The sequence below is a fragment of the Cupriavidus sp. CPT47-8839-RL05A genome, from assembly GCF_058792255.1.
Genome location: NZ_JBYTEG010000028.1, coordinates 73998 through 100325, shown reverse-complemented (window position 1 = coordinate 100325; position 26328 = coordinate 73998). Strand labels below are relative to the sequence as shown.

22 protein-coding genes, 1 tRNA gene and 1 pseudogene are annotated in these 26328 nt (G+C 61.2%); 13 read left to right on the top strand and 11 right to left on the bottom strand.

All coding sequences use genetic code 11. The annotated features are described in order from the left end of the window. Positions 1-971, bottom strand: a 971-nt coding sequence (gene mmsA, locus AC3WVS_RS27940) for a CoA-acylating methylmalonate-semialdehyde dehydrogenase (RefSeq protein WP_492321221.1), incomplete at its 3' end; no start/stop codon positions are given. 109 nt (positions 972-1080) lie between these two features. Continuing rightward, a complete protein-coding gene (gene aptA, locus AC3WVS_RS27935) occupies positions 1081-2412 on the bottom strand; it encodes an omega-aminotransferase AptA (protein WP_492321220.1) in 1332 nt (443 codons plus the stop codon). Positions 2413-2743: 331 nt separating this feature from the next. Here aptA and AC3WVS_RS27930 point away from each other — a divergent pair, with 331 nt between their 5' ends. Both AC3WVS_RS27930 and dmeF read left to right on the top strand, forming a co-directional pair. Beyond that, positions 2744-4204, top strand: coding sequence for an aminotransferase-like domain-containing protein (locus AC3WVS_RS27930; RefSeq protein ID WP_492321219.1), 1461 nt, complete (start codon positions 2744-2746; stop codon positions 4202-4204). Positions 4205-4585: 381 nt separating this feature from the next. Beyond that, positions 4586-5569: a CDF family Co(II)/Ni(II) efflux transporter DmeF gene (gene dmeF / locus AC3WVS_RS27925; RefSeq protein WP_492321218.1), complete on the top strand. Its 984-nt coding sequence runs from the start codon at positions 4586-4588 to the stop codon at positions 5567-5569. Positions 5570-5593: 24 nt separating this feature from the next. Here the strand turns inward: dmeF and AC3WVS_RS27920 are convergent, their stop codons facing one another. From AC3WVS_RS27920 to AC3WVS_RS27905, 4 genes are all read right to left on the bottom strand, one after another. After that, positions 5594-6037 (bottom strand): GNAT family N-acetyltransferase, encoded by a 444-nt coding sequence (locus tag AC3WVS_RS27920; RefSeq protein ID WP_492321217.1) that lies wholly within the window; start codon positions 6035-6037, stop codon positions 5594-5596. A gap of 317 nt (positions 6038-6354) precedes the next feature. Beyond that, a tRNA-Cys gene (locus tag AC3WVS_RS27915) sits at positions 6355-6429 on the bottom strand. 86 nt (positions 6430-6515) lie between these two features. After that, positions 6516-6983, bottom strand: coding sequence for a bacterioferritin (gene bfr / locus AC3WVS_RS27910; protein ID WP_035820638.1), 468 nt, complete (start codon positions 6981-6983; stop codon positions 6516-6518). A 295-nt stretch (positions 6984-7278) separates the two neighbouring features. Continuing rightward, entirely contained in the window at positions 7279-8271 is a 993-nt protein-coding gene (locus tag AC3WVS_RS27905) for a Bug family tripartite tricarboxylate transporter substrate binding protein (RefSeq protein ID WP_492321216.1), read from the bottom strand. Positions 8272-8377: 106 nt separating this feature from the next. On the opposite strand from AC3WVS_RS27905, the gene AC3WVS_RS27900 reads away from it, so the two are divergent. Beyond that, positions 8378-9319 carry a LysR family transcriptional regulator gene (locus AC3WVS_RS27900; RefSeq protein WP_492321215.1) on the top strand — a complete coding sequence of 314 codons (942 nt, stop codon included), beginning with the start codon at positions 8378-8380 and terminating at the stop codon, positions 9317-9319. Between the two features lie 29 nt (positions 9320-9348). On the opposite strand, the gene AC3WVS_RS27895 is transcribed toward AC3WVS_RS27900, so the two are convergent. Beyond that, positions 9349-10671 (bottom strand): MFS transporter, encoded by a 1323-nt coding sequence (locus AC3WVS_RS27895; RefSeq protein WP_492321214.1) that lies wholly within the window; start codon positions 10669-10671, stop codon positions 9349-9351. A gap of 186 nt (positions 10672-10857) precedes the next feature. On the opposite strand from AC3WVS_RS27895, the gene AC3WVS_RS27890 reads away from it, so the two are divergent. Further along, positions 10858-11493, top strand: a complete 636-nt coding sequence (locus tag AC3WVS_RS27890; protein ID WP_492321213.1) for a TetR/AcrR family transcriptional regulator — start codon at positions 10858-10860, stop codon at positions 11491-11493. 1240 nt (positions 11494-12733) lie between these two features. On the opposite strand, the gene AC3WVS_RS27885 is transcribed toward AC3WVS_RS27890, so the two are convergent. From AC3WVS_RS27885 to AC3WVS_RS27875, 3 genes are all read right to left on the bottom strand, one after another. After that, entirely contained in the window at positions 12734-13165 is a 432-nt protein-coding gene (locus AC3WVS_RS27885) for a hypothetical protein (RefSeq protein ID WP_492321212.1), read from the bottom strand. Beyond that, complete coding sequence (locus AC3WVS_RS27880; protein ID WP_492321223.1) at positions 13162-14346, bottom strand: TnsD family Tn7-like transposition protein; 1185 nt, start codon at positions 14344-14346, stop codon at positions 13162-13164. Before AC3WVS_RS27880 ends, AC3WVS_RS27885 begins: the two co-directional genes overlap by 4 nt. A gap of 541 nt (positions 14347-14887) precedes the next feature. After that, complete coding sequence (locus tag AC3WVS_RS27875) at positions 14888-16228, bottom strand: hypothetical protein (protein ID WP_492321211.1); 1341 nt, start codon at positions 16226-16228, stop codon at positions 14888-14890. A 1146-nt stretch (positions 16229-17374) separates the two neighbouring features. Between AC3WVS_RS27875 and AC3WVS_RS27870 the strand changes: the two genes are divergently transcribed. The 4 genes from AC3WVS_RS27870 to AC3WVS_RS27855 all read left to right on the top strand — a co-directional run bounded on the left by AC3WVS_RS27870 (position 17375) and on the right by AC3WVS_RS27855 (position 20383). Next, on the top strand, positions 17375-17899 hold the full coding sequence (locus AC3WVS_RS27870; RefSeq protein ID WP_492321210.1) for a DUF6471 domain-containing protein: 525 nt from the start codon (positions 17375-17377) through the stop codon (positions 17897-17899). A 420-nt stretch (positions 17900-18319) separates the two neighbouring features. Continuing rightward, positions 18320-18877 (top strand): HAD domain-containing protein, encoded by a 558-nt coding sequence (locus tag AC3WVS_RS27865; RefSeq protein ID WP_492321209.1) that lies wholly within the window; start codon positions 18320-18322, stop codon positions 18875-18877. A gap of 341 nt (positions 18878-19218) precedes the next feature. Further along, positions 19219-19503 (top strand): helix-turn-helix transcriptional regulator, encoded by a 285-nt coding sequence (locus AC3WVS_RS27860; RefSeq protein ID WP_492321208.1) that lies wholly within the window; start codon positions 19219-19221, stop codon positions 19501-19503. A 211-nt stretch (positions 19504-19714) separates the two neighbouring features. Further along, a complete protein-coding gene (locus AC3WVS_RS27855; protein WP_492321207.1) occupies positions 19715-20383 on the top strand; it encodes a hypothetical protein in 669 nt (222 codons plus the stop codon). A gap of 649 nt (positions 20384-21032) precedes the next feature. Here the strand turns inward: AC3WVS_RS27855 and AC3WVS_RS27850 are convergent. After that, positions 21033-22043 carry a DUF4236 domain-containing protein gene (locus AC3WVS_RS27850; protein WP_492321206.1) on the bottom strand — a complete coding sequence of 337 codons (1011 nt, stop codon included), beginning with the start codon at positions 22041-22043 and terminating at the stop codon, positions 21033-21035. Between the two features lie 686 nt (positions 22044-22729). On the opposite strand from AC3WVS_RS27850, the gene hxsA2 reads away from it, so the two are divergent. The 5 genes and pseudogenes from hxsA2 to AC3WVS_RS27825 all read left to right on the top strand — a co-directional run. Beyond that, positions 22730-23008, top strand: coding sequence for a His-Xaa-Ser repeat protein HxsA2 (gene hxsA2 / locus AC3WVS_RS27845; RefSeq protein WP_492321205.1), 279 nt, complete (start codon positions 22730-22732; stop codon positions 23006-23008). A 56-nt stretch (positions 23009-23064) separates the two neighbouring features. Next, the gene (gene hxsD, locus AC3WVS_RS27840; RefSeq protein ID WP_492321204.1) at positions 23065-23355 is read left to right on the top strand and encodes a His-Xaa-Ser system protein HxsD; all 291 of its coding nucleotides are present in this window, start codon (positions 23065-23067) and stop codon (positions 23353-23355) included. Continuing rightward, the gene (gene hxsB / locus AC3WVS_RS27835; protein ID WP_492321203.1) at positions 23352-24815 is read left to right on the top strand and encodes a His-Xaa-Ser system radical SAM maturase HxsB; all 1464 of its coding nucleotides are present in this window, start codon (positions 23352-23354) and stop codon (positions 24813-24815) included. The genes hxsD and hxsB overlap by 4 nt, the downstream gene beginning before the upstream one ends. Then, positions 24809-25963 carry a His-Xaa-Ser system radical SAM maturase HxsC gene (hxsC, locus tag AC3WVS_RS27830; protein WP_492321202.1) on the top strand — a complete coding sequence of 385 codons (1155 nt, stop codon included), beginning with the start codon at positions 24809-24811 and terminating at the stop codon, positions 25961-25963. Before hxsB ends, hxsC begins: the two co-directional genes overlap by 7 nt. 109 nt (positions 25964-26072) lie before the next feature. Beyond that, positions 26073-26297 (top strand): annotated as a pseudogene (locus AC3WVS_RS27825) (competence protein CoiA family protein); the annotation flags it as partial. Positions 26298-26328 lie beyond the last annotated feature (31 nt).

The window sequence follows — 26328 nt, the reverse complement described above, 5'->3', positions numbered from 1 at the left end:
GACTCCATGCCGTTGCGGATCTTCAGCGAGCTGGCGCGTTCGGCAAGCCGCGGCACGAGCTTGTCGGCGACATCGCCCACGGCCACGGCGACCGAGATCGCCATGCAGCGTTCGCCGGCAGAACCATACGCGGCACCGATCAGCGCATCGACCGCCTGGTCGAGATCCGCATCGGGCATCACCACCAGGTGGTTCTTGGCGCCGCCCAATGCCTGCACGCGCTTGCCGTGTTTGGTGCCTTCCGTGTAGATGTACTCCGCAATCGGCGTCGAACCGACGAACGACAGCGCCTGCACATCCGGATGCGCCAGCAGTGCATCGACCGCTTCCTTGTCACCCTGCACCACGTTGAACACACCATCAGGCAATCCCGCCTGGCGCAGCAGGTCGGCAATCAGCAGGCTCGGCGACGGATCGCGTTCCGACGGCTTCAGCACGAAGGTATTGCCGCAGGCGATCGCCACCGGGAACATCCACATCGGCACCATCACCGGGAAGTTGAACGGCGTGATGCCGGCCACCACGCCGAGCGGCTGGCGCAGGTTCCAGTTGTCGATGCCGCCGCCGATGTTGTCGGTGAAGTCGGTCTTGAGCAGGTTGGGGATGCCGCAGGCAAATTCCACCACCTCGATGCCGCGCGTGACTTCGCCTTTTGCATCCGAGAACACCTTGCCATGCTCGCGCGTGATCAGCGCGGCCAGGTCGTCGTGGTGCTGGTCGAGCAGCTCCTTGAACTTGAACAGGATGCGCGCGCGGCGCAGCGGCGGGGTGTCGGCCCAGGCGGGGAATGCGGCATGGGCGGCGGCAACGGCGTCGGCCACGTCCTGCGTGGTGCCGAGCGCCACGCGTGCGGCGACTTCGCCGGTGGCGGGGTTGAATACGTCCGCCAGGCGCTGGCCGCCGGCGCGGCGCACGGCGCCGCCGATGAAATGCTGGATCTCGGCCAGTTGCCGGTTTTCTGCGATGCTCACTTGGGATTTCCTTCGATTGCCGCGGCACGCAAGTCAGCGCGCGCCCCGGCGTGCAATCAGGGAGGCCGGACCCGCAGGTCCGGCGGCAATGCGATGCGGCGCGCGCCGCTTACTTGATGTCCTGCAGCGCCTTCTTCACCGTATCGAACAGTTCGCCGATCTGGGCTTCAGAGATGATCAGCGGCGGCGAGAACGCCAGGATGTCGCCGGTGTAGCGCACCAGCACGCCGAGCTCCAGACACTTCAGGAAGGCCTCATATGCGCGCGCGCCGGGCTGGCCGGGGCGCGGCTCCAGCTCGATGCCGGCGACCAGGCCGTAGTTGCGGATGTCCTTCACGTGCGGCGCGCCGCGTACGCCGTGCACCGCGGCTTCGAACACCGGCGCCAGCTCGGCGGCGCGGCCGAACAGGTTTTCGCGCTGGTACAGGTCGAGGGTGGCAATGGCGGCAGCCGCGGCCAGCGGGTGGCCGGAGTAGGTGTAGCCATGCAGCAACTCGATCGCGCCCGGCGCGGCCGAATTGACCACGGTGTCATGCACTTCGCGGCGCACGGCGACGGCGCCCATCGGCACCGCGGCGTTGTTGATCGCCTTGGCCATGGTGATCAGATCCGGCGTGACCTTGAAGCGCTCGGCCGCGGTGGCGGCGCCGAGGCGGCCGAAGGCGGTGATGACCTCGTCGAAGATCAGCAGGATGCCATGCTTGCTGGTGATTTCACGCAGCTTTTCCAGGTAGCCGACCGGCGGCACCAGCACGCCGGCGGAGCCGGCCAGCGGCTCGACGATCACGGCGGCAACGTTGGACGGGTCGTGCAGCGCCAGGACGCGCTCAAGCTCATCGGCCAGGTGCGCGCCCCACTGCGGCTGGCCCTTGGAGAAGGCGGCCTCGGCGATATTCAGCGTGGCCGGCAGGTGGTCGGTGCCCGGCATCAGGTTGGCCGAGAACGCCTTGCGGTTCGGGCCGATGCCGCCCACCGCCATGCCGCCGAAGCCCACGCCGTGATAGCCGCGCTCGCGCCCGATAAAGCGCGTGCGCTGGCCTTCGCCGCGTGCACGGTGGTAGGCCAGTGCGATCTTCAGCGCGGTGTCGACCGACTCCGAGCCCGAGTTGGTGAAGAAGATGCGGTCCAGCCCCTGCGGCATGATCGCGGCCACCTTGGTGGCGGCCTCGAACGACAGCGGATGGCCCATCTGGAACGGTGGCGCATAGTCCAGCGTGGCAGCCTGGCGCGCTACCGCCTCGGCGATTTCCTTGCGGCAGTGGCCGGCGGCCACGCACCACAGGCCGGCGCAACCGTCCAGGATCTGGCGGCCGTCGTGGGTGGTGTAGTACATGCCGCTGGCCGACGCCAGCAGGCGCGGCGCCGCCTTGTACTGGCGGTTGGCGGTGAAGGGCATCCACAGGGCATCGAGATCGGGAATCACGGTCTTGGCGGCGTCCATACGTCCTCCTAGGGGGAATCGGGTCGGATTGGCTGGTGGCACGCTGGCTGGCAGCGCGGCGGGCAATGAGGGCCACTCTACCGGCGGCGTCTGGCCGACAAAATATACAGTCCGGACAAGACTGCCTTACCGTGCAGTTTGAACATGCCAAACCGTACAGGCAAGAGCCATCGGGGGGGCCGCCAGCCCGCTGCCGTACCACGACCCGCCCTGGACCGCGGTACGTCATTCCACGCTGCACTGCGGCAAATTTCGCTTTGCGGAAAACCACCGCATCCTGGCCTGCCTCCAACCGCTAAACTGTACAGGTTCACGCTTGCCCGAGTGCCTGATGCTGACCCTGACCCTGACCCGCAGCCGCCGCGACGGCGACACCCTGACCGAGCAGATCGTCGCCGGCATCGCCGCACTGGTCGAGCAGCGCGCGCTGCGCGCCGGCACCGCCCTGCCCTCGGTGCGCCGCTTTGCGCAGCACCACCACGTCAGCACCTTCACCGTGGCCGAGGCCTACGGCCGGCTGACCGCGCTGGGCTACCTGGCGGCACGCCCGGGCTCGGGCTATACCGTGGCGCATCGCCATGCCCCGGCCGGGCACGCGCGCGCGCCGCAATGGGAGGCGCCGGGACTGAACGCGGCGTGGCTGCTGTCGGATGTGTTCGCCGACCATTCGGTGCCGATCAAGGCCGGCGCCGGCTGGCTGCCCGGCGACTGGCTCAATGAGGAAGGGCTGCACCAGGCCATGCGCGCCTCGGCGCGCGTGCCGGCGGCGCAGCTGTCGGGCTACGGCCATCCGTACGGCTTTGCACCGCTGCGCGAGCATATCGCCGCCGGCCTGGGCCAGTACGGCATCCCGCTGCAGGCGCAGCAGGTGGTACTGACGCAGGGCGCGACGCAGGCGCTGGACCTGGTGGTGCGCACGCTGCTGCGTGCCGGCGATACGGTGCTGGTGGAATCGCCCTGCTACTGCAACCTCCTGCAGATCCTGCGGCTGGCGGGACTGCGCGTGGTGGGCGTGCCGCGCTCTGCGGCGGGGCTGGATACCGATGCGCTGGACGATGCCATCCGCGCCCATGCCCCGCGCGCACTCTTTATCAATACCGTGCTGCAGAACCCGACCGGCGCCAGCCTGAGCAGCATGAACGCCTTCCGCGTGCTGCAGCTGGCCGAGCAGCACCGGCTGCTGGTGGTCGAGGACGATATCTACCGCGAGCTGGCGCCGGCCGGCTCGCCGATGCTGGCGGCCATGGACGGGCTGTCGCAGGTGGTCTACATCAACGGCTTTTCCAAGACCATCACGCCGTCGCTGCGGGTCGGCTATCTGGCCGCCAGCCCCGACCTGGCCAAGGCCTTCGCGCGCACCAAGATGGCGGTCGGCCTGACCTCGTCGGAAGTCACCGAGCGGCTGGTCTACTCGGTGCTGACCAGCGGCCACTACGGCCGCCACGTGGCGGCGCTGGCCGAGCGGCTGCGCGCGCAGCAGGATCGCGTGACGGAAAAGATGGAAGCCCACGGGCTGGAGGTGCTGCTGCGCCCGGAGGGCGGGATGTTCGCCTGGGCGCGCCTGAACGAGGCGGCACAGGCGCGGCTGCAGGCCAGCCGCCGCGGCGGGCCGCTGCACGGCAACCGCCTGGCCACGCTGGCGCTGGAGCATGGCATCTGGCTGGCGCCAGGGTCGTATTTCGAGCCGGACGAGACCGATTCGCCGTGGATCCGCTTCAATGTGGCCACCGGCGATGCGCCACAGCTGTGGCAGTTCTTCGACCGTCTGGCGCAGGCACCGCGCGCGGCTTAGCACCCGCGCAGGACCGAGCGGTCAGCTCCAGAGGCGCTCGACCAGCCAGCCCGCGGTGGCGCAGAGTCCCAGCCAGGCGGTCAGGCAGATAGCGATAAATCGATAGCTCATCTCGGAATGGACAACAAAGTCGTGAAGGCAGTGTGAATTTTTCGTTGAATCATACATCCATTCATGAATGTATGTAAGGACGGCGTGGATTCCCCGCTGACAGCCAGGGTCTATTTGTGTACCGCAGGGAGCACACAAAGTGCGCGCCAGCTGTCCCTGCAGCCGTCAGGGACGCGGCCGCCGAAGCGCCGGGGCTCTGCTACCCTTGTGCCTGCATTGCCCCACGCGGGGTGACGATTTCAGCTCTCAAGCGCGCAGCAGAACCAGACCATGCATAGCCACGACCTGTCCGCCTGGACCCACAGCCACGCTTTCGACGCCGGCAACCGCGCCGCCGAACGCGGCACACGCCTGGTGATGGCGATCACCGCCGCCACTATGGTGGTAGAGATCGCTGCCGGCCTTTGGTTCAACTCGATGGCGCTGCTGGCCGATGGCTGGCACATGAGCTCGCACGCGCTGGCCATCGGCCTGTCGGCCTTCGCTTACGCCGCCGCACGCCGCTACGCCGGCGACCGGCGCTTTGCCTTCGGCACGTGGAAGATCGAGGTGCTGGCCGGCTTTGCCAGCGCGGTGTTCCTGCTTGGCATCGCGGCGCTGATGGCGGCCGGCTCGGTCGAGCGGCTGCTCAGCCCGCAGGACATCCACTACCGCGAGGCCATGGCCGTGACCGCGCTCGGCCTGCTGGTCAACCTGGGCTGCGCGCTGATCCTGGGCGGCCATGCGCACGGGCACGACCACGGGCACGACCATGGCCACCATCACCACGGCCATGATTACGGCCACGGCCACCACCACGACATCAACCTGCGCGCCGCCTACGTGCATGTGCTGGCCGACGCCGCGACCTCGGTGCTGGCGCTTGTCGCGCTGGCCGGCGGCTGGTGGCTGGGCTGGGCGTGGCTGGATCCGGCGATGGGTCTGGTGGGCGCCGCGCTGGTCGGCAGGTGGGCCGTCGGGCTGCTGCGCCAGAGCGGCGCCGTGCTGCTGGACCGCGAGATGGACCATCCGGTGGTGGAAGAAGTGCGCGAGGTGCTGGCGGGCCTGGACCCTGCCGATGCCAACGGCGAGGAGCGCACCAGTGTGACCGACCTGCATGTCTGGCGCGTGGGCCGGCAGCAGTTTGCCTGCATCGCCTGCCTGGTCACGCACGATCCGGCGCTGACCCCGCAGCGCGTGCGCGAGGCACTATCCGTGCATGAAGAACTGGTGCACGTGACGGTGGAGATCAGCCGCTGCGAGGGCGCGCACTGAGGCGTGCCATCGGTGCATGCGGGTTCAGTCCAGCTCGCACCACATGCATAGCGGCGGCGTATCGGTATGGCGGTGGAATTCGCTCGATGACATGACCTCGGCCGGCAGCTTCGCGGCCGGCACCAGCGTAAAACCGTAGCGCGCGAAATAGCTCGGGCAGCTCGAGGCCAGCAGCACCGCGCGCCGCGCGCCATTGGCGCGTGCGCGCATCAGCGCGGCGCGCACCACATGCGTGGCCACGCCCTGGTCGCGGTGTTCCGGCAATACGGCAACGCTGCGGATCACCACGGTCTCGCCGAAACGCTCGCCGGCAGCGCAGCCAATGATCTGCGATCCAAGGATGGCAACGTGGAAGTGCTCGAGCAAGCGGGCCACATCGTCCACGGGCAGGCCGCAGCGTTCCAGCACGCTGCCCACGGCTGGCGCGTCCGAGGGCATGGCCGCGCGGATCCGCAAGTCCTTGATCATCTGGAGCCTCTCTTTTTCACATCACCTCGCGACGGGGACACCATGGAAGCCCGGACATGGTTGTGCCGCCATCCGGCGGCACGGGTTGCACGCAGGCCATGTGGCCTGTCAGGCAACATTACCCGATTCAGTGGCGTTGTTCTATTGGGGAAGTAACGGAAACGGGAGGCCGAAACGGCCCGCGCCATCGCGCCAATTATGCGCAGCACCGCATGGCTGCCGTGCAAGACGAGTCACTGTGACAAGCCCATGAAAACCGGGGAATTGCGCGGGCGCGCACAAGACGGCCCGGCAACTTGTGCCAGGCAAGGAAAGACTGGAGGCGGGGATACGGAATCGAACCGTCGTATACGGCTTTGCAGGCCGTTGCATCACCACTCTGCCACCCCGCCGCTGACGCCGCGTCTGTGCGACGCTACGTGCTGCGGGCCGCAGTGTAGCGGGAAATGGAAATCTTTGCAGGAGACGGGGCCGGCCCCTAACCCATCGCGGACTGGATGTAGTTCTGCAGCCCGACCTTGTTCACCAGTTCCAGCTGCGCCTCGAGCCAGTCGATATGCTCCTCGGTGTCGGCGAGGATATCGACCACGATCTCGCGCGAGACATAATCGCCGACCGACTCGAAAAACTTGATCGCTTCCTTGCAGCTGGCCTGCGACACCTGTTCGAGCTTCAGGTCGCAACCGAGCATCTCCTCGGTGTTCTCGCCGACCAGCAGCTTGTCCAGGTCCTGCAGGTTGGGCAGGCCATCGAGCAACAGGATGCGCTCGATCAGCTTGTCCGCGTGCTTCATTTCCTCGATCGATTCCTCGTACTCGTGCTTGCCCAGGGCACCGAGCCCCCAATGCCGGTACATGCGGGCATGCAGGAAATACTGGTTGATCGCGGTCAACTCATGCCGGAGCTGGCCATTGAGCAACTGGATCACCTTCTTGTCGCTTTTCATGACTGCCCCCAACGACCCCTCGAAACTGATGGACCTACTCTCATTTTCGTAAACACGAAAACCCCGCAGTGATTATCCCGCCGCGAACTTCATGGTAGTCCGGCAAGAGCGGACATCAAGCAAATTCGGCCCTCGCCGCCGCATTTTCGCCGGGTTTTCACGCGCTATTGCGGATGCGAATACCAATGGTTTCCATTCGATTTTCAAAAGCGCTTCGCGCGGCATCGTGCAAACAGAAAAGCGGGCGCACACGGCAATTGCCGCGCCGCCCGCCGTCGGGAGCCAGCCGTGAAAATCAGTCGAGCTTCGCGCCTGAATCCGCCACCAGCGTCTTCAGCACCGGCCAGTCGCGCGCATACAGCGCCTGCGCCTCGGCCGGCGAGCTGCCCACCGTGCGCAGCCCCAGCGCGACCAGTCGCTCCTGCATGTCGGGCGCCTGCAGGATGGCGCGCACTTCGCCTTCAAGCCTGGCGAGAATCGGCGCGGGCATGCCCACCGGCGCCACCAGGCCGATCCAGCCGACGGTCTTGAAGGCGCTGTCCTGCATGCCGGACTCAGCGAAGGTGGGCATGTCAGGCAGCGCGCTGCTGCGCTGCGTGCCGGTCACCGCCAGTGCCTTGAGCTTGCCGCTCTGGATATAGGGCTTGGCGGTCAGGATGCTGGCAAAGCCGAACTGCACCTGCCCGCCCAGCAGGTCCTGCATCATCGGCGCCTCGCCCTTGTAGGGCACGTGCGTGGCCTGGCCGTGCACCAGCTTGCTGTAGTAGGCGCCGCTCAGGTGCGACAGCGAACCCACGCCCCACGAGGCATAGCTGAGCTTGCCCGGCCGGCTGCGCGCGTACTCGCCCAGTTCACGCACGGTGCGCACCGGCACCGACGGATGGGCCACCAGCACCAGCTGCGCATCGGCCAGCACGCTGATCATGGTCAGGTCCTTGCGCGGGTCGTAGGGCAGTTTCTGGTACAGGAACTGGTTGGTCAGCACCGACTGCGTCAGGGTCATCAACAGCGTGTAGCCATCCGGCGCGGCCTTGGCCACGGCGTCGGTGCCGATGATGCCCGAGGCGCCCGCCTTGTTGTCCACCACCACGGGCTGGCCCAGGCGCTTGCTGAGTTTTTCGCCCATGGCACGGGCGATGGTGTCGGTGCCGCCGCCGGCCACATAAGGCACCACGATGCGGATCGGCTTGGCGGGATAGGCCTGTGCGGCGGCGGGCAGGGCCAGGCTGAGCGAAAGCCCGCCAGTCAGCCCGCCAGCGGCCAGCGCGAGCCATGCGCGTCGGTTCATGTCGTCTCCAGGTCGTCTTTATGGTTTTGGAGGAGAACGTTAGCGGGCTTGAGAAGTTACGTCCAATGCAATATTTTTCAGTTTTTGATGCAAAAAAGATTAATTCATGGGACTAAGGCAGCTGCATCACTTCGTCACGCTGGTCGAGCAAGGCAGTTTTGCCCGTGCCGCCAGCGCCCTGCACCTGTCGCAGCCGGCGCTGACCCGCAGCATCCAGGCGCTGGAAGCGGACCTGGGGCCGCTGATCGACCGCAGCTACGGCAAGGTGAGGCCAACCGCCGCCGGCATGCTTGCGCTCGAGCGCGCGCGCCGCATGCTGCGCGAACAGCGCGAGTTGCGGCGCGACCTGCAACTGCTGGAGGAAGTAGAGATCGGCACGATCCGCGCGGGCTTCGGGCCGTTCGCGGCATCGTTCCTGCTCGATCCCGTGCTCGAGACGCTGGTGCGGCGCTACCCGCATCTGCGCATCGACCTGGAGACCGCGGATACGCCGGCCATGCGGCGTTCGCTCGAAGCGGAACGCCTCGATGTCTTTGTCGGCGAAAGCCGCAGCCTGGCGGAACTGGGGCACCTGCAGATTGACCGGCTGCCGGCGCTGGAAACGGCATTCTTCGTGCGCAGCGGGCACCCGCTGGCGCGGCAGCGCGAAGTCAGCCTGGCCGAGCTGCGCGCCTATCCGGTGGCAGGGACGCGGCTGCCGGCACATATCCTGCGCTTCTTCCGGCAGGCACTGCATGAAGCCAGCGGTGGCAGCGGTCCGGTCTCCGAGGACGCGCCCGGGCTGATGACCGTCACCTGCAACGACATGCACGCGCTGCGCTCGCTGCTGCTGGCCGTCGATGCCGTGGCGCTGGTACCCGTGGCGATGATGGCCGAGGCCTGCGCGCAAGGCATGGCCGTGGCCCTGCCGATGCACCCGCCAACCGAGCTGAGGGCGCAGTATGGGATCGTGTCGCTGGCCGGGCGCTCACCGTCGCCGGCCATGCGCGTCTTCGCGGCGCTGGTGCATGAAGCGGTGGCGCAAGCCGGCGGCGATGCCGGGCGGTAGGCCCGGGTCATAGCCCGGGCGTTGGGGATTCAGCCAGCTGCCACCGCGGGCTGCCCCGCTTCGGCACGCGACGGCAGGTGCGCGGCCAGCCGGCGGCGCGAGCGCTCAGGGTTGACCACGTACAGGCCGGCCAGCGCCGCCACCACCATGATCGCGCCGCAGACGGCCAGGCCCAGCTCGAAACCGCGTGCCCCAGGGACGTGCTGCACCAGCACGCCCGTGACCAGCGGCGCCAGCACGCCGGCCAGCGACGACACCGACGCATCGATGGCGAGGATCGCACCGCGCTGCCCCGCCGGCACCACCTCAGCCAGCATCGCCGGGCCCAGCGAATAGATCGCCGGCGCGCACACGCAGGCCACTACCAGCAGGCCCACCCGCATGACCGGCGTGGTGTCCGGCCACAGCAGCAACAGGAAGAATCCGCCTGCCAGCAGCAGCATGCCGGCCGAGACCCGCCCGCGCGCCACCCGCGACGACACGCCGCGCGCCAGCAGCCGCTCAGAGAACCAGGCAATGGCCAGCGTCAACGGCAGGTTGGTGCCGATGATCAGCGCGAACAGCTTGCCGCTGACGGCGTGGTCGAAGCCCAGCCCGCTCTGCAGGTAGGCCGGGATCCAGGTCAGGCACAGCGCCAGGCCCCAGTACGCCGCCAGCCGCAGCGCGAAGCAGCCCAGCACCGTGGGATCGCTCAGCAATACCCGGTACGGCAGGCGCAGCGGCGCGCTGGCGGCCACGCAGGCGTGGGGCGCAGCGTGCCCCGCCGGGCGCTCGTCGAGCGTGCCTTCGCGCCCGAGCGCCAGCCAGGCCACGGCCCACAGCACGCCCAGCGCCGCCAGCACGTAGAAGTTGGCACGCCAGCCCCAATGCACGGCAACCGCCGGGATCAGGAAGCCTGCCAGCACGATGCCGATCCCGGCCCCCTGCGTCAGCACCGCCACGGGCAGGTTGCGCCGGCGGTCCGGAAACCACTTGTAGCAGGCGTGGATCGCCACTGGCGCAGCCGGCCCTTCCATGAAACCCAGCAGGATGCGCGAGACGATCAGCACCGCCAGGCTGGACGACAGCGCCAGCGGGATCTGGCACAGCGACCATGCCAGCGCCATGCAGACCAGCAGCCGCGAGGTCGGCGTGCGGTTGGCAAGAAAGCCGCCCAGCACGCCGGACACCGCGAACAGCCAGAAGAAGCTGCTGCCGACCAGGCCGAACTGCGCCGGCGTCAGCCCCAGTTCATCCATCATCGGCGCGGCCAGCAGGCCCACCACCATCTTGTCCATGGCGTTGACCACCAGGAAGAAGAACAACAGCACTGCGGTCAGCCACGCGCGGCGCGGCTGGTAGGACATGGTCATGCGAGGTCTCCGGGAGGGCACTTATCGATCTCCGGGCGGCACCCGATAGACTTGGCGCCGCTCAATTCGTAATATTGATTACGTTTTTGAGCCAGTATGTTGGCCTGATACAGTTCACGACATCCGTAAAAACGCGGACATGACGGGGCGGGCCCAGGCCACGCCCCGCGGGGAGAAAGGGTCGTCATGGAAAACAAGCTGACCGGGCTGGAGGGCCACGCCGGCTATGCCGCACCGCGCTATTCGCGCGGCCTGCGCACCACGCTGCTGCTGCTGGAAGCCGGCCGCCGGCTGCTGCGCGAGCGCACGCTGGAACAGGTCTCGATCCACGAGATCTGCGCGCACGCAGGCGTCACGACCGGCGCGTTCTACAGCCGCTTCGAAGGCAAGGAGAGCTATTTCAAGGCGCTGCAGGTCCTGGTGCTGACCACGCTGCGCAAGGCCATGGCAGAGCGCCTTGCGCAACTCGACACACACCCGCCGACGCTGGAAGACGCCGTGTGCATGCTGGCGCGCGACAGCCGCCTCTGGGCTTACCGCAATGCTGGAGTGCTGCGTGCCTCGCTGGTTGCCCGCGTCACCAGCGGCGAGGATCCGATCCGGCAGCTCAACCGGCAGTACATGGACGACCTGGCTTCGCGCCTGGCACGGCTGCACCCGGCGGGCGCCTCGCCGGAACTGGAACTGCGCATCCGCTTTGCGCACCAGGCGCTGGCCGGCACCCTGCTGTACGCGCTGATCAACCGCGACAGCACCTTTGCGCTGTCGGACCGGCGGCTGGATATGGAGATGGCGCGAGCGTTCCTGCTGTACGTGGCATAGCCAGGCGCCGCCAATGCAAAGAGGCCCCGCGGGGCCTCTTTGTTCTTCCAGCAAAGCTGGTCCTACGCATTACAAGCAGCCAATTGTTGCATTACTAGTTCACAGCAGATGACAGAGCCCCTTACAAATCAATGGCTTACTGTCTTAACCCTCCTCTCACATGTCTAAATCCGGCTCCGCAAAGGGTGCCTGCCGCTGAAGCGATTCTTTGCCGCACGCTATTGCATTACTAGTAACCACTGTTCTTATAACTCCTTGCTGCAAAAGACTTTTTCAAGCCAGCCTCTCTATCGAGCCGGTTCTTCATTGGCCTGCAATTGACGAGGGAAGCCTCCTGGGGCCCGGCCATGCTAGGACGCCGTAGGCGGCGACCGTCCGCAACGTGGCTCATAACAATCGCCGAGCGCCATATGACTGGAGCAGCTTATTGCGAACGGCATCCATCCGTTGTGAACGCCGCGCCAGATGCTTGCGGTGCAATATCGGACCCAGCGCAAAGCGGCGGGCTGACCGCAGCAGCAATTGTGCTTGGTGCGAGCGACTTCGTCGCTTCTTCGAAGCGCAAGATGTTGCGGATGCCGCGTACTTTTAACCCATTCTGCGCACAAGGGTTAGATAGGGGCTGGGTCCGCTGGCCGCGCTCAATCTAAGATGTGCGGCAACCCCGCACGGGTCGCCCCGTCAAAAGGTCCGTAGATGGCCGCTTGGTACATCACGTAACGGTGTCCGCATATGGCGCCGAAAAGTCATGCGTGCAATTTCCGTCTATACGATAAGACACCACTACACGCTCGTCATGACGCTGCTATCTTACTCATCCGAACTTGGCGCCATAGTCGTGGACTTGGCGGCCATTATCGACGCTCACGCTGGCGAGTATCCCCTGGTATCTTTCCGTCACAAAGCCTCTGGCCCAGTCGTAACTTGGCTGTATGCCCACTTGGTAATCGACGTGTTTGTCGACAAGGACGAGCCTACTTCCATCCACTCGCAAGAACTTGGCGGGGTCTCCATTTGCGTTAGAAGCCTTCAGCAGGGCATGGACCTGTTGCGAAAGACCGAGTCACTTCGCCAAAAGCTGAGCGAGCCCTACATACGCCTTCGCTAGACCTCCAGTGCAAGTTCTCTTGGAAACGCGCTTTGCATCTTGTCGATGGCAAACGGTAACGGCGGCGGGTAGGTCCCTGTCATCCAGGCAGGACTTGCACTGACGGGCTCGGCCACGATGAAGTCTGCTTGGCTAGGTTACTACGTGAGTGCCTGCATTCTTTTCGCTGTGTTCCACGCATTTAGGACATAGCGCCAGACCCCATATCTGCCGCCGGCCTGCATACACCATTTCGATATTGAATGTCGACTTATAGGGATTTCCACCACGAACAAGTGCTTGTAGTCCGCAAGAGGTTTCTTGGTCAAGAAAGGCGTGGAATAGCGGCGCGAGTGTGTGCTTCCCCATCAGAACATCAGCTTTCCAACCATCGCCTAAAATTTCAGCAACGCTGTCGAGATTCGTTGGAAGAATCCATGACGGCCTTACTTTCCGGCGGCTACCTTGCGTCTGCAATATCCTTCGCCGTTGTTCAGCATCAAGGAACGAGAGCAGCCGAAGAATGTAGTGCGTAATGGGTTCCTCTGGCTGTATCGCCGGCATGAACGGAGTATTCACTCTCATTTTGTTTTCTTGTTGTTAGCTACTGCGACTCGCACACACGCCTTTTTCAACACTCGCCATCGAGCAGTCGTTCCTTCTGCGGCATGAAGCGCGCGAGCGGCCCACCTGAGCCTACGACGCACGAACGTGCTTCGGGTATCCACCAGTGCTTCGATGCTGCATTCAGACTTCGCTAACAACTCAAACTCGTACGGTGTCAGACCCATCGTGCGCGACATCCGACCGCGCGACCGCCGCATAGGGCGAGTCGGGTTGTCGTCCAGCGATGTGGCAGCTGACAAGGCGGGCGCGTGGCCTCTGCTCTTCAGTGGTGCACGCCAGGCGGTTCTTCTGGGTCGTCTGCGTTGTGGGGAATGGTCTTCGAGCCAACTGTCGTCGTGTCGATATAGCCACGCCCATAGGGCGGGATAGTGTTTTCGAATACTCGTCCTGCTCCAATCTGGGTGTTGAAGGCATGCATCCAGCCACCGTTGTCGGTGCGCCTCTACCTCAACCCAGGCGCTGTCCGCGTCAACGCCACTGTGACGCCGTATTCCTGCAGTTCGGCAAATGCGCCGTACGGAAGACACTGACACGTCGGCAACCTTGGCCACCTGAGCGACTGGTTGACGGTCTTCAAGCATGGATATGACTTTGCGCCTAACTGCTGGCGTGATTCGCCGTGGCTTCACAGGCCTCGGTATTGAATACTTGTCCGCGCATTCACGCACCGTGGTCGAAGAAAGCTGATTCTCCTTCGCAATCTGACCGACTGTTTTGCCGGCTTCCAGCTCTTGACGCAAGAATGGTTCGGACAATGGCTCGCGCCGCTGCCGACTTTCTCTCTTGACTCCCTTCGGACTGAACCAATCCAGCAGCCAATCGAGGAGGATGTAGTAGACCGGATGGAGTGCACGACCTGGCCGACGCAGCACCGCAATTGAGTGCTCAGCAGCACGCCCGGACAACACAAGTTCGTGGAGGGGCGAATCCGCAAATCCTCCGTCGCATAAGCGCCGCAACCCATCCGCAATGGCTTCCGTACGAAAGCGGCCGCTTTTCCTACGTAGCCCGCTAACTTCGAACCTCGCTATCAGACGTCCGAGCCGCTCACCAGGTGTCGCTGCCTCAAACAGAAGACCACTTCTCACGGAGAATTCCACGGCGTTCGAAACTCGAGCATCGTTCGCCGCTTCCTGCATGGCAACGTCGTACGTGGGTGGCGCGGTCGCGGAAGTAAGCGGGCAACGATGGCGCGGACAATTAGTGACAAAGACCGGTAGGTGGTCGCGGAACACGACTACTGCGCCATAGTCCAGCATACTCTTTGTGTCACATTCCACACAATGCGGTTCAACGAAAGGCGACGTCGACATGAGAACTGGCAATCGCGCCGGGCGGCCGGGGCCTGGGTGAGCGTTCAGCAGCCTCTCCGCAAGGACAAAGTAGGCTTCTTTGCTCAACACAGCGCCGTAGTACGGAAACTGGGTGTAGGCATTGAGGACTTCCATCGGTTGTCCGTAAGCGTTGTCAACTGCTATGCAGAATTCATGCATGAACTTCGGCAGAGCCCGAAGGTCATGCTGTGCATAGGCGTGCATCGCCGTCGTAAGCGCTCTGTCCGTACCAAATCCCGACAGCTCGCCAATCCGCCTCACCAAACTGGGAAATGCTTCGCCTGGGACGGCACGGGGAAGCAGCAAAAGAGAAGGCAACATATCGCGAGTTCTTCCGAATTGGCCATCACAATTGCATGGCGCGCTGCTCGGGAAGCAACCAGTCTGAAAAGCGCGCGGTTTCTTCCTCTGAGCATCTATCTTTGCCGAGCAGTATCGACAGGTTCGCTCGCAATCCAAGTGTCGCCTTACGGTACTGCTTCGACGCTTTGGCGAAGTCCATTGCCTCCACGATGGCCTTGTTCCCCTTCTTCTTGTTCAGGATTACCCAAAGCTCTGCCAAGAAGTTAAAAAGTTGCTTCGGCACGCCCAGCGTCTCTGCCATCAGTGCTACTTCGAACCAGGTAGGATTCTTGAGGCCGGCGCCAGAGTTGCTCAACAGTCGGCGAGGAATGAGCTTGGTCGGGGAGAAGTCAACTTCGTCCGTCGCGATTGAGAGTCGATACCTCTTCAAGAACGCATTCACGAGCGTGCGCCAGTCGGAATCGAGGGGGATGTAGTCAAAGCGGTGGACGGCTCTGTCCCCGAGCTGCAGAGGACTTGTAGATGCTCCGTCCAGCAATCCCCAAATCGCATAGGTCGACGAACATACGACCGGCACACCGGTGTATTCGGCGAACTCTTGAAGGAAATTTAGGCACTCCAAGGCGGAGCGGAGGCTCAGTCTATGGGCATCCAGGCCATACAGGTACAGTAGCCCAAGGCCCACCGCCCCAGACTGCGCATACAAGCGCGGCCGTAATAGAGAAGTCCGTGACGATTGACTCTGGGAATCGTTGAAAGCCACGCCATTCACTTGCGAATCGATTTGCATCAACAAGAGATGACAGAGGGTATCGACCTTCATGTTGCCTGGAAACTGCATCTCGACGTACGGAAGCTGTCTCACATACTGGATTGCCGGAGGTATGCTCCCGTGCGGGATGACATCGGTGCCGATGTAGGTGCGAATTCGCCTGCGGAAGGCGCCTTTACCAATCCCTGGCGGCCCCGCCACGATGATGCACTTCCCTGCAATCGCTGCCCGAGGGAACGCTTGGATTCTATGAGTACGAAGTACCTGGGACTGTCGGCCGAGGAACCCAGCGAGCTTGGGATTTGTGGGATTCCGGTGGAAGTAAGAGTCGCACACCGCATCAACGATGGAATGCGCAGCAGAAAGATGGCACTCACTCGGCGCGAAGAATTCCTTCTCGTCCTTCAGCTTACGAACGTCCTCTAACCTTTCGCCCAACCTCCCGTTGCTGAATAGGGCGTTGTACCGCGCCGTCCTTTCTGTGGGGAGCGGACGGACCTGTGCCGCGAAGGGATTGGAGTTCGCTATGGTTAGCGTTTCGACCGTGCATGCTGGAACAATTTCGCTGGCGATGCGGCTGGCCTCGGGTGCAGCCACTGTATTCGTTTTCATGTTTTTCCGACAAAGGGTAGGCGATTGCCGGTTGGCGGCCGGCGGGGCAGCGACGGCGGAAGACGGCGTCCACCGTGTGCGGGCACATGAATTGGGACCTCATTGAGCTGTACGGAGCAGGTCGGCCCGTTGTGCAGCTTCATAGCGGTCCGCCGCTCGGCTCCTCGCCTGGACGAGCCTCACCCTCGCGCGAAGCGCGATATGTTGATTACGATTCCTTGATTACCAGGTGACTTTCGCCGTCAGTAAGACGGGGCGGCGCTCCTGGAAATTTCAAGAGGCAGAAGCCCTAGACATCGGCTGCTGTTGGGCAGCAAAGCTGCCCAACAGCAGCCGATGTCTCCACCAACGCACAAAAAAAAGCCCGGCGTGGTCAGATTGGCGAGAGGAAATGGGAGCAGCCGCGCACGGGCGCGGTGAGATAAAGGCAGTCACACGACTCTCCTTGCATCAATGCCCACCCGTAGGGGCGAGCGAAATCGCTTGACCTAGAGAGACGCGCGTGGCAGGATGCGCGCGCGTGGCTCAAACACGCGGTTCCTGCAACACGGGACCACCCAAGGGCAAGTACCGGTTTATCTGGTCTTGCCCTTGTTCTTTGGTGCGTATTGTCCACCAAGTCGTCCAGGCAAAGACTCGACACTGATTGTCGACTGACGCACGAAATGTGCATTTTCTGTCAGTCCGGGTCAGCATCGTATCCGGCTAGCAATGGAAATTCAAGACCTCGACATTTCTACAAATACGCGCAATACCATCACTAACCTTTTCACACGTTTTAAAAAGGCGCAATTAGTCATATACTAGTCGTATAGCAAAATTAACGCTATTCGCAACTGGCGGCGCCCCGAGAATCATCGCAAAGCCTTACCAGATAAGGCATTGCGACAATCTCGTATGAGACGGAGTTAAATCGGTCTTACTGCTATACAATTCCAGAGGAAAGTTAAATTCTAATAGCACCAAACTGCGCTTCTAGTCCCACTTCAAGGGTCCGCGGAACACTTGAGGAGTGCCGTGTTATTCGCCATACCGCGCACTTGAGAGGTACACTAAAGTCCCTCGTCGCCAGGACTCCGCCTGGCGCATAACTGTCACCGTGAAGTGCTACTACGGGCAAGCCCATGCCCGTCAGGGAACGCAACTGTGAGCTACGTGGAAACGCCCTGGACACGTCTGGCTTCGCGCGCCATGCGAAGCCTTCTCGTGCGCAAAGGTGCAACGTACGAAACGGCAGCCGATTGCCTTCGAGAACTCGGCGTGGAGGCATCGACGAGAAGCGTTGAAGGCAAGGCGACGAGAGGAACATACTCGTTCGCGTTCTTCCTGCAGGTACTGGAAGCATTGCGCGTCGACCGCCCCGGGCAATGGGACGAGATTCTTAACGCGTACGCTGGTGCAGAGGAACAAGCCGCGCATATCGTTCTCCACGAGCTTCGGAGGCAGCGTCTGACGTCCAACAAAGCTGCGAAGTATCTCGCCAGCGTTGGCGCGTCTGTTGCTCCTGACGCATTTGTCGCCCAAGTCGAATCCGGAACTTTCCAGTTCTCCCTTGTCCTGCAACTTAGCAGCGCGGTACCGATTGAAGGGCTTGAGCGCTACGTTGACCATAGCGATGTCCTTGCCGCCGCAGCTGATGCTAAGCTAGAGCAAGTCACCGGACTGAGATAGAGCACACTCGGCGCCTATCGCCTTTTCCTGGCTCGCTTTGGCGTGGAAATTTCCACACCATCAATCTAGCTCGTCGCTGCGAGAATGCAAGGAAAAGTTTGTCCGTACGCAGCCACTCGGCATACTCGGATTGCGGCCGTGTAGCCGGGACATTACCTTGGGTTGACGGCATCGACCCGCAAGCCCCGCCTCGATACGAGGCGCCACCGGCTACGTTACCGCCATTCAATTCGGCTTAGTTGCTGTGGATGAGCGAGCATCTTGCCATTCAAAACCGGCGGACTAGACTCTCGATAGCGATGCTTGGCTCGGCTTTGTGCGCCCGCTCCGAAGCTGGCGCCGTATCAAGGCTATTTGCTGGAGCGAATCGACGCGGCCCGCCCGCGCTGATTTGTGCCTCTATGAGAGAGATGCTATGCCATGAGCAACGAATCTAAAGTGCCGGCACTGGTTCTCGACAACCTCACACCAACTCTATTCGTTGACTACGACGGCACACTTCACCGTGGTCGTGCACTGCTCGATGGAAGCGGCCAGCTATTTCTCGATACAGGGAACCCACTGTTTGAATTTGCCTCACAGTTGGAGAGGCTGCTCAATCCCTACCCTCGTGTCGAAATCGTCCTCACCACATCTTGGCTCGACATACTGCCTTTCGAGCAAGTAGTTTCGTTCCTGACGCCGCCGCTCGCGAAGCGGGTGGTAGGCACAACCCGGGGTATCAAGCCACGCTTCGGATATTTGCAGGATGGCTCCGCGCGGACCTACATCATTCGCTCATATGTTTTCGCGCGTCGCTTGAAGAACTGGCTAGCGATTGACGACTCCGTCTACGGCGCATACCACCTGAACACCGATGTGCTCAGACTGGAGTCGCACCTTGTCTTGCTTGACCCTCGACAAGGCATTGGTTCGCCTGAATCCCAACGGCGCATTGAAGACTGGCTTGCCGAAATGCACAGTTCGGACGGAGGCTAACGTTCAAGCTCGATGGCTCTTCCATCTCACCTCGGAAGCAGCGTCGGTCGTCGGACATGTTTCGGCCTTTTCAGTACGAAAAGTTTTGCAGCGTGAGGTGGATGGATTTGGTCTCTGTCCTCAAACATGGGGGGGCGCATGCAGGCCAGGGCCTACGAGGTGGACTTTTCGGTTCGGCATTTACTCATCGGCTCGCAATAACCGGCAATAATCTGCCCGTTATTGTGGCCTGGCGGTGTTAAGGGGAACAATATTGCCGGTTATTACGTGGCTGCGGAGGGCATCGGGAGGAAGACGTGAAGACAGCGAACAATACACAAAGGCATCGGACTCCAGCCGAAATGGAAGCTGAACTGGGGGAGCGATTGAAGACGCTCCGGATACACCGGAATCTGGACCAAGCCACGCTTTCCGCTAGGGCGGGCATCAGCATTCGCACTTTGCGCAATCTCGAGAGTGGCAGCGGCTCCTCGCTGCGTACTCTCATCCAAGTTGTTCGCGTCCTTGGGCGCGAGCAGTGGCTGGAGACGATTGCTCCGGTCCCTACCATCAATCCGCTCATGTTGACTCGAATTGCTACTCCCCGTCAGCGGGCTAGCAAGTCACGACTCAAGAAGCCAGAGTGAAAATCCGGGCAGCCCGCTACGATAGGCGGCCCGTCATCAATCTTCTGACAGCGACGCCAGCGTGCAACCGGTTGACGAAAAAGGAACAGGAAGCCTGCGCCGTCAGTTCGCCCTTGGCTACAGCGCGCACTGACCCCAGCAACAAGAAAGTTGACACAGTTGACTTGGTTGCAGACCGACTTATACTAGTTGAATGCTGCCCAAGGAGCCGATGGTGAAACAGCCCGCTTCTATCGAGCCCTCTGCGGTACCTCTCAATACGGAAGCCGAAGATGCGCTGCGCAGTGCTGTTGGAGCTGCGACCATGCTTGGGCCGGAAAAGGCCAAGGCGTTGCTTGCGCTGCCAGATGCGCAGCTGGGACACCTGTTCAAGCTCGGCATTTCGCAGGTCGTTCACCTTGCCGGACTAGTAACGTTCGGCCGTGACGCGCCCATTGCCCGCAACACGAAAAGGGCTGGGCGTGAAAAGCTCGCTGCCCCGCAAACGGCTGAAAACATCGCTCCGTTCGATTTCAAGCGCCCTGCCTTACCTGAACGGCAGGCGCTGGTCGACTCAGGCAAACTGCTGCCGGCGGCGAAAGTCTGGCATGGCCTGGACATGACTCGACAGGCCCTCAATAAAGCCGTCGCCTCAGGGCGAATCTTCACAGTCGACGTCGGCTCCGCCCAGTACTATCCAGCCTTCTATCTGGTGGGTGACGTGGACTGCAAAACCCTCGCGAAGGTGACGCAACTGCTTGGCAGCCTGCCCGGATGGAGCAAATGGCAGTTCTTCACAACACCCAAGGCGTCGCTGGGCAACATTACGCCACTCAAGGCACTCTCGCGTGGGAAGGTTGAGCAGGTCGCACAGGCCGCCGCCGCTTTTGCGGAACGATAGGAACTGCCCTGACGAAATCTCAGCGTCGAGCACGTCAGCTTCGGCTGCCTCATGCGGTAAGCCAGTAACGTTGCTCAGGTGCGGCCAAGGCTGAGGGGAATGACAGACCTTGGCAGCTGGATTGCCCGATGATGAGAGGTAACGTTGGAAGAATCAACCCAACCAGTCGACCGCGAGACGCTTTACAACGAAGTCTGGACGGACCCGGTGACTGTTGTGGCGCCACGCTATGGACTGTCCGATGTCGGGCTTGCCAAGATTTGCCGGACATTGGCAATTCCATTGCCCAGTCGAGGCTACTGGGCAAAAGTCAAAGCCGGAAGAGTCATGAGCCGGGTCCCGCTTCCCGACCTTAAACACGACCTCTCGTCGAAAACGGGTCTGGTCAAGCTTCCGCCAGAGCAAGCGGAAATTCGAGAAGCTACGAGAAGAGCGTCTGCACGACTGCGCAAGCAACTACATGTAGAGCCTTTACCAGAACAAACATCTTCTTCTCTGCACCCACTCGTTCGCGCTGCGTCTGAGCGATTGCGCCGACGAGACGGCTGGCCAGAGAACACATTGTTGCGGTCTGCGCCCAAGGAGGTTCTCAACCTATCCGTGACAAAGGCTTCACTCGATAGGGCCCTCGGCATCGCCGATGCTCTAATTAAGTCGCTGAGGTTGTGGCCACCGGCACATCCTTCGCCGTGGTCGCGAGTTGTGTAGGAGTGTCGCTTTTGTTGGTGGCTTGGTGTGGGGATACAGCCAGAACGTAGACCGCAGCGCCCAAAATCACCGCCCCCAATCCGATGGTCTTCTGCGACATGTAGTCGTTGCCTGCGGCGACAGCGGGCCGGGGAGTCACTTCAACGGAGACCTGGGCGTCAAACCGTTCGTTTGCCTCGGCAATCGCCGTCGCAGCAGCAGCTTTCCGGCGCATGAACGCAGAGGTACGGTAGCCTCCGTACGCGAGTGCGAAACCGACTAAGGTCAATCCGGCAGGCACGTTGTGGGCAAGCATAAAGAAGCAACCAAGCAGCCCTGCTAAAAACGGCGCCATGAGCCCCGGCGGTTTCGGCCACTCACGCACCCTACTCAGAAGCACGCTTGACGCAGCTTCAAGCTCACCCTGAGTTCCATGTTGCGCCGAGCATTTCCTTTCTATTTCATACACCGCCAGCATCGCCTTCTCTTTCTCGGCAAGTGAAATCGAGCCAATGTCGACGGCCAACCTAACGGCCTTTGTGGTGGCTTCGAATTCTCGTGACAGGGTCTCGAGAAAAGATTGATGTTCCTCCAGGGTGACGGCCTCGCTCAGGTCACCGACTTCCACGTAGACGCCGTTTGATATGAAGTAATGCACCAATGCGGTTGACGTCCGAGCCTGCACCATTAAGACAAACTCTCGGGTTGCCTGCTCTCGTTTTGACAGGCGCTCGGTAGTTTCGGGGTCGATACGACTACTACCCGCGACGACAGAACCGACAGGACGGGATGTTCTTCGCGAATTGAGATTCTGCGTATACCGGATTCCGGTGCCGGGGATGCTCGCCGTGACACGCCCGCGAGAGTTGTAGGTAAGGCCTTTTCCGCCAATTGACGTACTTACCCCGCGCTTGCTGAAGTTAATACGGACACCCAGCGCTACTTTGATACTTTTCCTAAAACTCCAGCCCATTATCCCGTCCCCCAAAAAGTAGTAGGTACATGCTGACTGAAAGCCGGTGGTCGTACCCGCAAGGCTCAGCGCCCGAACAGCATCACAGCCACCCGCTTGCTACTTTGGCCTTGCCCACGGCACCCACGACTCAGCAAGGCAGGATACCAAGACTAGGTGGCGGACTTATCAATCCCACAACAATGCTAAATTCAGATATTAGAAATACTTATTTTTTATCAGCGGAAGGTTACGGCTCGCTGAGACTACCTCATACAACCCGACTCAAGCTCTCAGCAGCGACTGCCATGGGCACTTGTCGAGGCCAGGGATTCAACTAGGTTTGTAATACCACAATTGGGTGATGACGCATCCAAGCGCGCACTGCCAGAATTCCGGCACGCGGTACCTGAACTGGCATGGGCAGAAGTCTGTTACGAATGCACGTAAAGCGCGGTAAATAGCTCACGACGTTGACTTCGAACACCCTACTGAATAGGGGTGCCCTGAGATTGCCTGCTCGTCGGCTTATCGCATCACACCTGATGCCAGGGTTAACAGCCCCCGGGTAACTGCGCTCGTACGCCCAACGAGGAGCCTCCTGATTCGACGAAGCGATTGGAAAGAGCCATTTGTTAGAAAGTGTCAATTGCCTTGACATTGACCCTAGGCTATGCTTTGTAAGCCCAACAACTAGGGAGGTCAAAATGAAGGGGTTCCTTAAAGCTTTCGCCGTTGTTGCCGCCGGTTTTGCTACGCAGAACGCGTCGGCCATACAGGCGCCTACCGTTGCGCCAACGCTACCGTCGGATGTTGTTAAGCCTTCCGGCGCAGTCCCTACGGAAAAGCTTTCGATTCAGGATGCCAAAGGCGATGCGTTCAATTTCGTTTTGAAGCGCGCCACAGAAAATGGCAAGCTCATGGCATGGCATGAGTCTCACGCGTCTCACGCGTCCCACCGGTCGCACTACTCCAGTCGTTATTAAAACCATGGAAGTCCATTAGAACCGGCTCCCTCGAGGGCCGGTTTTTTGAGGGCATTATGTCAGCGCGCCTAGAGTTAGACCCCACTGTTTACCGACTGGAGGCCGTACAAAAAGCGGCTTATCGATTTATCGACCGGTTGACCATCTTGATTTCCCAGACCGAAGGTAAGCTGGTTTGCGAGATTGAGCCCGTTCCGGGCGTCAAGACGCCATTTGAAAATATTTTGGCAAACTTTAAGCGGGAGCTACTTGACCAGCAACTGCGATTGCAAATCAAAGAAGAAACGGAGCCCGCTCGCAATCTGATACTGGCCTACGCTTTCTCACGTACTGGGCTGCAAGGATGAGCAAGTTCCAACCTCTTGAAAGCTATGTGGCTGCTGACACCGGCAAGTATGAGCTTCTGCCGTTACGTTTCGAGGCCCTGGGTGACGATGAGGTGGTGCTCACCAATGCCGTTGGCGAATTCACATTCTTGTCCCGCCAGAAGCTGGAAGATTTGATTGCACATCGCCTGGCGCCGACCGACCCGGATTACGTTACGCTACGCTCTCGACATTTCCTGCGGCAGGAAGGTGATGCCGCCAGCCTTGAACTTCTGGCGCTGAAGACCAGGACCAAGTTCAGCAAGCTGGCCAATTTTACGAACTTGCATCTGTTCGTTGTATCCCTTCGCTGCGACCACAGCTGCCAGTATTGTCAGGTGTCTCGCCAGTCCGAGAATAAGGCGGCCTTTGACATGACGCCGGAGACCGCAGACAAGGCGCTGGACCTTGTCTTCCGTTCGCCCAACCCTGCCATCAAGATTGAATTTCAGGGCGGTGAGCCGCTGCTCAACTTTGACCTGATTCGCTACGTCGTAGAAAAGGCGGAGCAGCGCGGTCAGGCCGAAGGCCGTGACCTCCAGTTTGTCATCACGACGACCCTGGCGCTTGCCACGGATGAAATCCTAGAGTTCTGTCGTGACCACAAAATCTACCTGTCCTCCTCTCTGGACGGCCCGGAGGACTTGCATAACAAAAACCGGCCGCGACCGGGCCGGGACAGTCACGCGCGATTCGTAGCGGGCTTGAAGCGCGCTCGGGACATCGTGGGCTATGACTCGGTCTCGGCGCTGATGACCACGTCTCCAACCAGCCTTAACCGTGTCAAGGACATCATTGACGAGTACGTCAAGCACGGCTTCGATGGCATTTTTCTGAGGCACCTGTCCCCTTATGGGTTCGCGCTGAAGACCAAGAGCTTCCAAGCCTACAACGCCGAACGCTGGCTGCAGTTCTACAGGGAAGGCCTCGCATATATCCTGGAGCTCAACAAGGCGGGGTTGCACTTCACCGAGTACTACTCCTGCCTCATCTTGACCAAGATGCTGTCCTCCAGCGACCCGGGGTTCGTCGACCTGATGAATCCGGCTGGGGCAGGTATTGCGGCCGTGGTGTTCAACTATGACGGGGATGTGTACGCCTCGGACGAGAGCCGGATGCTGCGGGAGATGGGGGATACCACGTTCCGATTGGGCAATGTTCACCAGAACACTTATGAAGAAATCTTCACGGCAGATGCCCTGCTCAACGCCCTAGAGGACTCCTTTACGCTCTCTGCGCCCATGTGCAGCGATTGCGCGTTTGAGCCCTGGTGCGGTGCGGACCCTGTATTCCACCATGGGATGTATGGCGATGTCCTGGGCCGCAAACCGGAGTCGGAATTCTGCACGCGGATGATGGGCGTGACCAAACACCTCCTAGAAATCATGAGCAGTGATGAAGAAACCAAGGAAATCTTTATGCGGTGGGTGAACCGATGCTGACACTGTCCGGGCGCGTCATTCAGCTGCACGACCAGACAGCCAAGCGTCAGCTGTTAAGCCTCAGCACAAGCCGGGAGCTACCCCGCCCCCTACGGGAAGGCAAAGCCTTCCTGGTCAAATCGGACGGGGCAGTTCCTGTAGGCTTCCAGCACTACCTCGCCTTCAATACCAAGCCAGACGGCTTGGAAGCCGGAGCGACTTGCACCCTATTGGGCGACGAATTTCGCTATCTGGACGATGGCGATGTCATCGGCCTCAGCAATGATGGCCGTGTTCGTACGCTGTTCCGAGCGAGCTCCGACCACAACAGCCTGTTACTGACTGAGCAGTGCAACAACTACTGTCTCATGTGCTCGCAACCGCCGAAGCGGGTGGATGACAGCTGGCTCCTGCAAGAGGCCATGGAGGCTATTCGCCTTATCCCCCGGCAGACCCGCTCCCTAGGCATTACGGGAGGGGAGCCCACCTTGTTCGGGGACGGCTTTATCGGGCTACTTCGCCATATAAAAAACTGGCTGCCACATACCTCACTGCATATCCTCTCGAACGGCCGGACCTTTGCTGACGCGGCCTTCGCGCAGAAGTATGCAGCGGTTCAGCACCCAGACATGATGGTCGGTATCCCGGTCTACTCGGCTGACCCGGCCCGGCACGACTATGTGGTCCAGGCAAAGGGGGCGTTTGATGAAACTATTCGAGGCATTCTGAACCTTAAGCGTCTAAACCAGAAAGTAGAGGTACGCGTCGTCCTGCACAAACAAACCTATCAAGGGTTGCCGGCGTTGGCTGAATTTATTGCTCGGAATCTCCTGTTCGTCGACCATGTGGCACTGATGGCGCTGGAGATGACCGGATTCACCCGCGCAAACCTGGATGCGCTTTGGATTGACCCGGTGGACTACAAGGCGGAGCTGAGCAAGGCAGTCAGGATTCTGACGAGCTACGGGGTTAGGACGTCCGTGTATAACCACCCACTTTGTCTCGTGAATCCCGACGTACAACATTCCTACGTCAAGTCCATTTCCGACTGGAAGAACGAGTACGCGCCAGAATGTGTGCCGTGTACTAGGAAATCAGTTTGCGGCGGATTCTTCTCGTCTGGTATCCAGCACGGCTACAGCAAGTCCATAACGCCGTTCCTTGATTAATAGCACGCACAAATACACGGCAACGAAAGGTAGCGGCGTGCTTGCTGTGGCTAAATCGTAATGCAGGGTAGCGTACTGCGTCGAACTGAACAAACAACCGGCGAATCCGGTGTGGTTAGATGGATATTGTGCTCACCCAAGTGCGACTGATGACTCCGCCGTGACAGCTCAACTAAGAGTTCCGTTCGCCATCGATGGCACGGGGAGGGTTGTAGAGGCACGCGCACTCTCACGCCATGACGCAGGCCCATTTCATTGTGCTGCCTGCAAAAGCCCACTCGTCGCCAAGCGTGGAGACATAAACGTTTGGCATTTTGCGCACAAGACGGAGGGGAACTGCGAGACGGCCTTCGAAACAGCTGTCC

Coding starts and splice junctions, on each gene's coding strand:
- aptA (WP_492321220.1), bottom strand. CDS start 2,412: ATGGACGCCGCCAAGACCGTGATTCCCGATCTCGATGCCCTGTGGATG.
- AC3WVS_RS27930 (WP_492321219.1), top strand. CDS start 2,744: ATGCTGACCCTGACCCTGACCCGCAGCCGCCGCGACGGCGACACCCTG.
- dmeF (WP_492321218.1), top strand. CDS start 4,586: ATGCATAGCCACGACCTGTCCGCCTGGACCCACAGCCACGCTTTCGAC.
- AC3WVS_RS27920 (WP_492321217.1), bottom strand. CDS start 6,037: ATGATCAAGGACTTGCGGATCCGCGCGGCCATGCCCTCGGACGCGCCA.
- bfr (WP_035820638.1), bottom strand. CDS start 6,983: ATGAAAAGCGACAAGAAGGTGATCCAGTTGCTCAATGGCCAGCTCCGG.
- AC3WVS_RS27905 (WP_492321216.1), bottom strand. CDS start 8,271: ATGAACCGACGCGCATGGCTCGCGCTGGCCGCTGGCGGGCTGACTGGC.
- AC3WVS_RS27900 (WP_492321215.1), top strand. CDS start 8,378: ATGGGACTAAGGCAGCTGCATCACTTCGTCACGCTGGTCGAGCAAGGC.
- AC3WVS_RS27895 (WP_492321214.1), bottom strand. CDS start 10,671: ATGACCATGTCCTACCAGCCGCGCCGCGCGTGGCTGACCGCAGTGCTG.
- AC3WVS_RS27890 (WP_492321213.1), top strand. CDS start 10,858: ATGGAAAACAAGCTGACCGGGCTGGAGGGCCACGCCGGCTATGCCGCA.
- AC3WVS_RS27885 (WP_492321212.1), bottom strand. CDS start 13,165: ATGAGAGTGAATACTCCGTTCATGCCGGCGATACAGCCAGAGGAACCC.
- AC3WVS_RS27880 (WP_492321223.1), bottom strand. CDS start 14,346: ATGCAGGAAGCGGCGAACGATGCTCGAGTTTCGAACGCCGTGGAATTC.
- AC3WVS_RS27875 (WP_492321211.1), bottom strand. CDS start 16,228: ATGAAAACGAATACAGTGGCTGCACCCGAGGCCAGCCGCATCGCCAGC.
- AC3WVS_RS27865 (WP_492321209.1), top strand. CDS start 18,320: ATGAGCAACGAATCTAAAGTGCCGGCACTGGTTCTCGACAACCTCACA.
- AC3WVS_RS27860 (WP_492321208.1), top strand. CDS start 19,219: ATGGAAGCTGAACTGGGGGAGCGATTGAAGACGCTCCGGATACACCGG.
- AC3WVS_RS27855 (WP_492321207.1), top strand. CDS start 19,715: ATGGTGAAACAGCCCGCTTCTATCGAGCCCTCTGCGGTACCTCTCAAT.
- AC3WVS_RS27850 (WP_492321206.1), bottom strand. CDS start 22,043: ATGGGCTGGAGTTTTAGGAAAAGTATCAAAGTAGCGCTGGGTGTCCGT.
- hxsA2 (WP_492321205.1), top strand. CDS start 22,730: ATGAAGGGGTTCCTTAAAGCTTTCGCCGTTGTTGCCGCCGGTTTTGCT.
- hxsD (WP_492321204.1), top strand. CDS start 23,065: ATGTCAGCGCGCCTAGAGTTAGACCCCACTGTTTACCGACTGGAGGCC.
- hxsB (WP_492321203.1), top strand. CDS start 23,352: ATGAGCAAGTTCCAACCTCTTGAAAGCTATGTGGCTGCTGACACCGGC.
- hxsC (WP_492321202.1), top strand. CDS start 24,809: ATGCTGACACTGTCCGGGCGCGTCATTCAGCTGCACGACCAGACAGCC.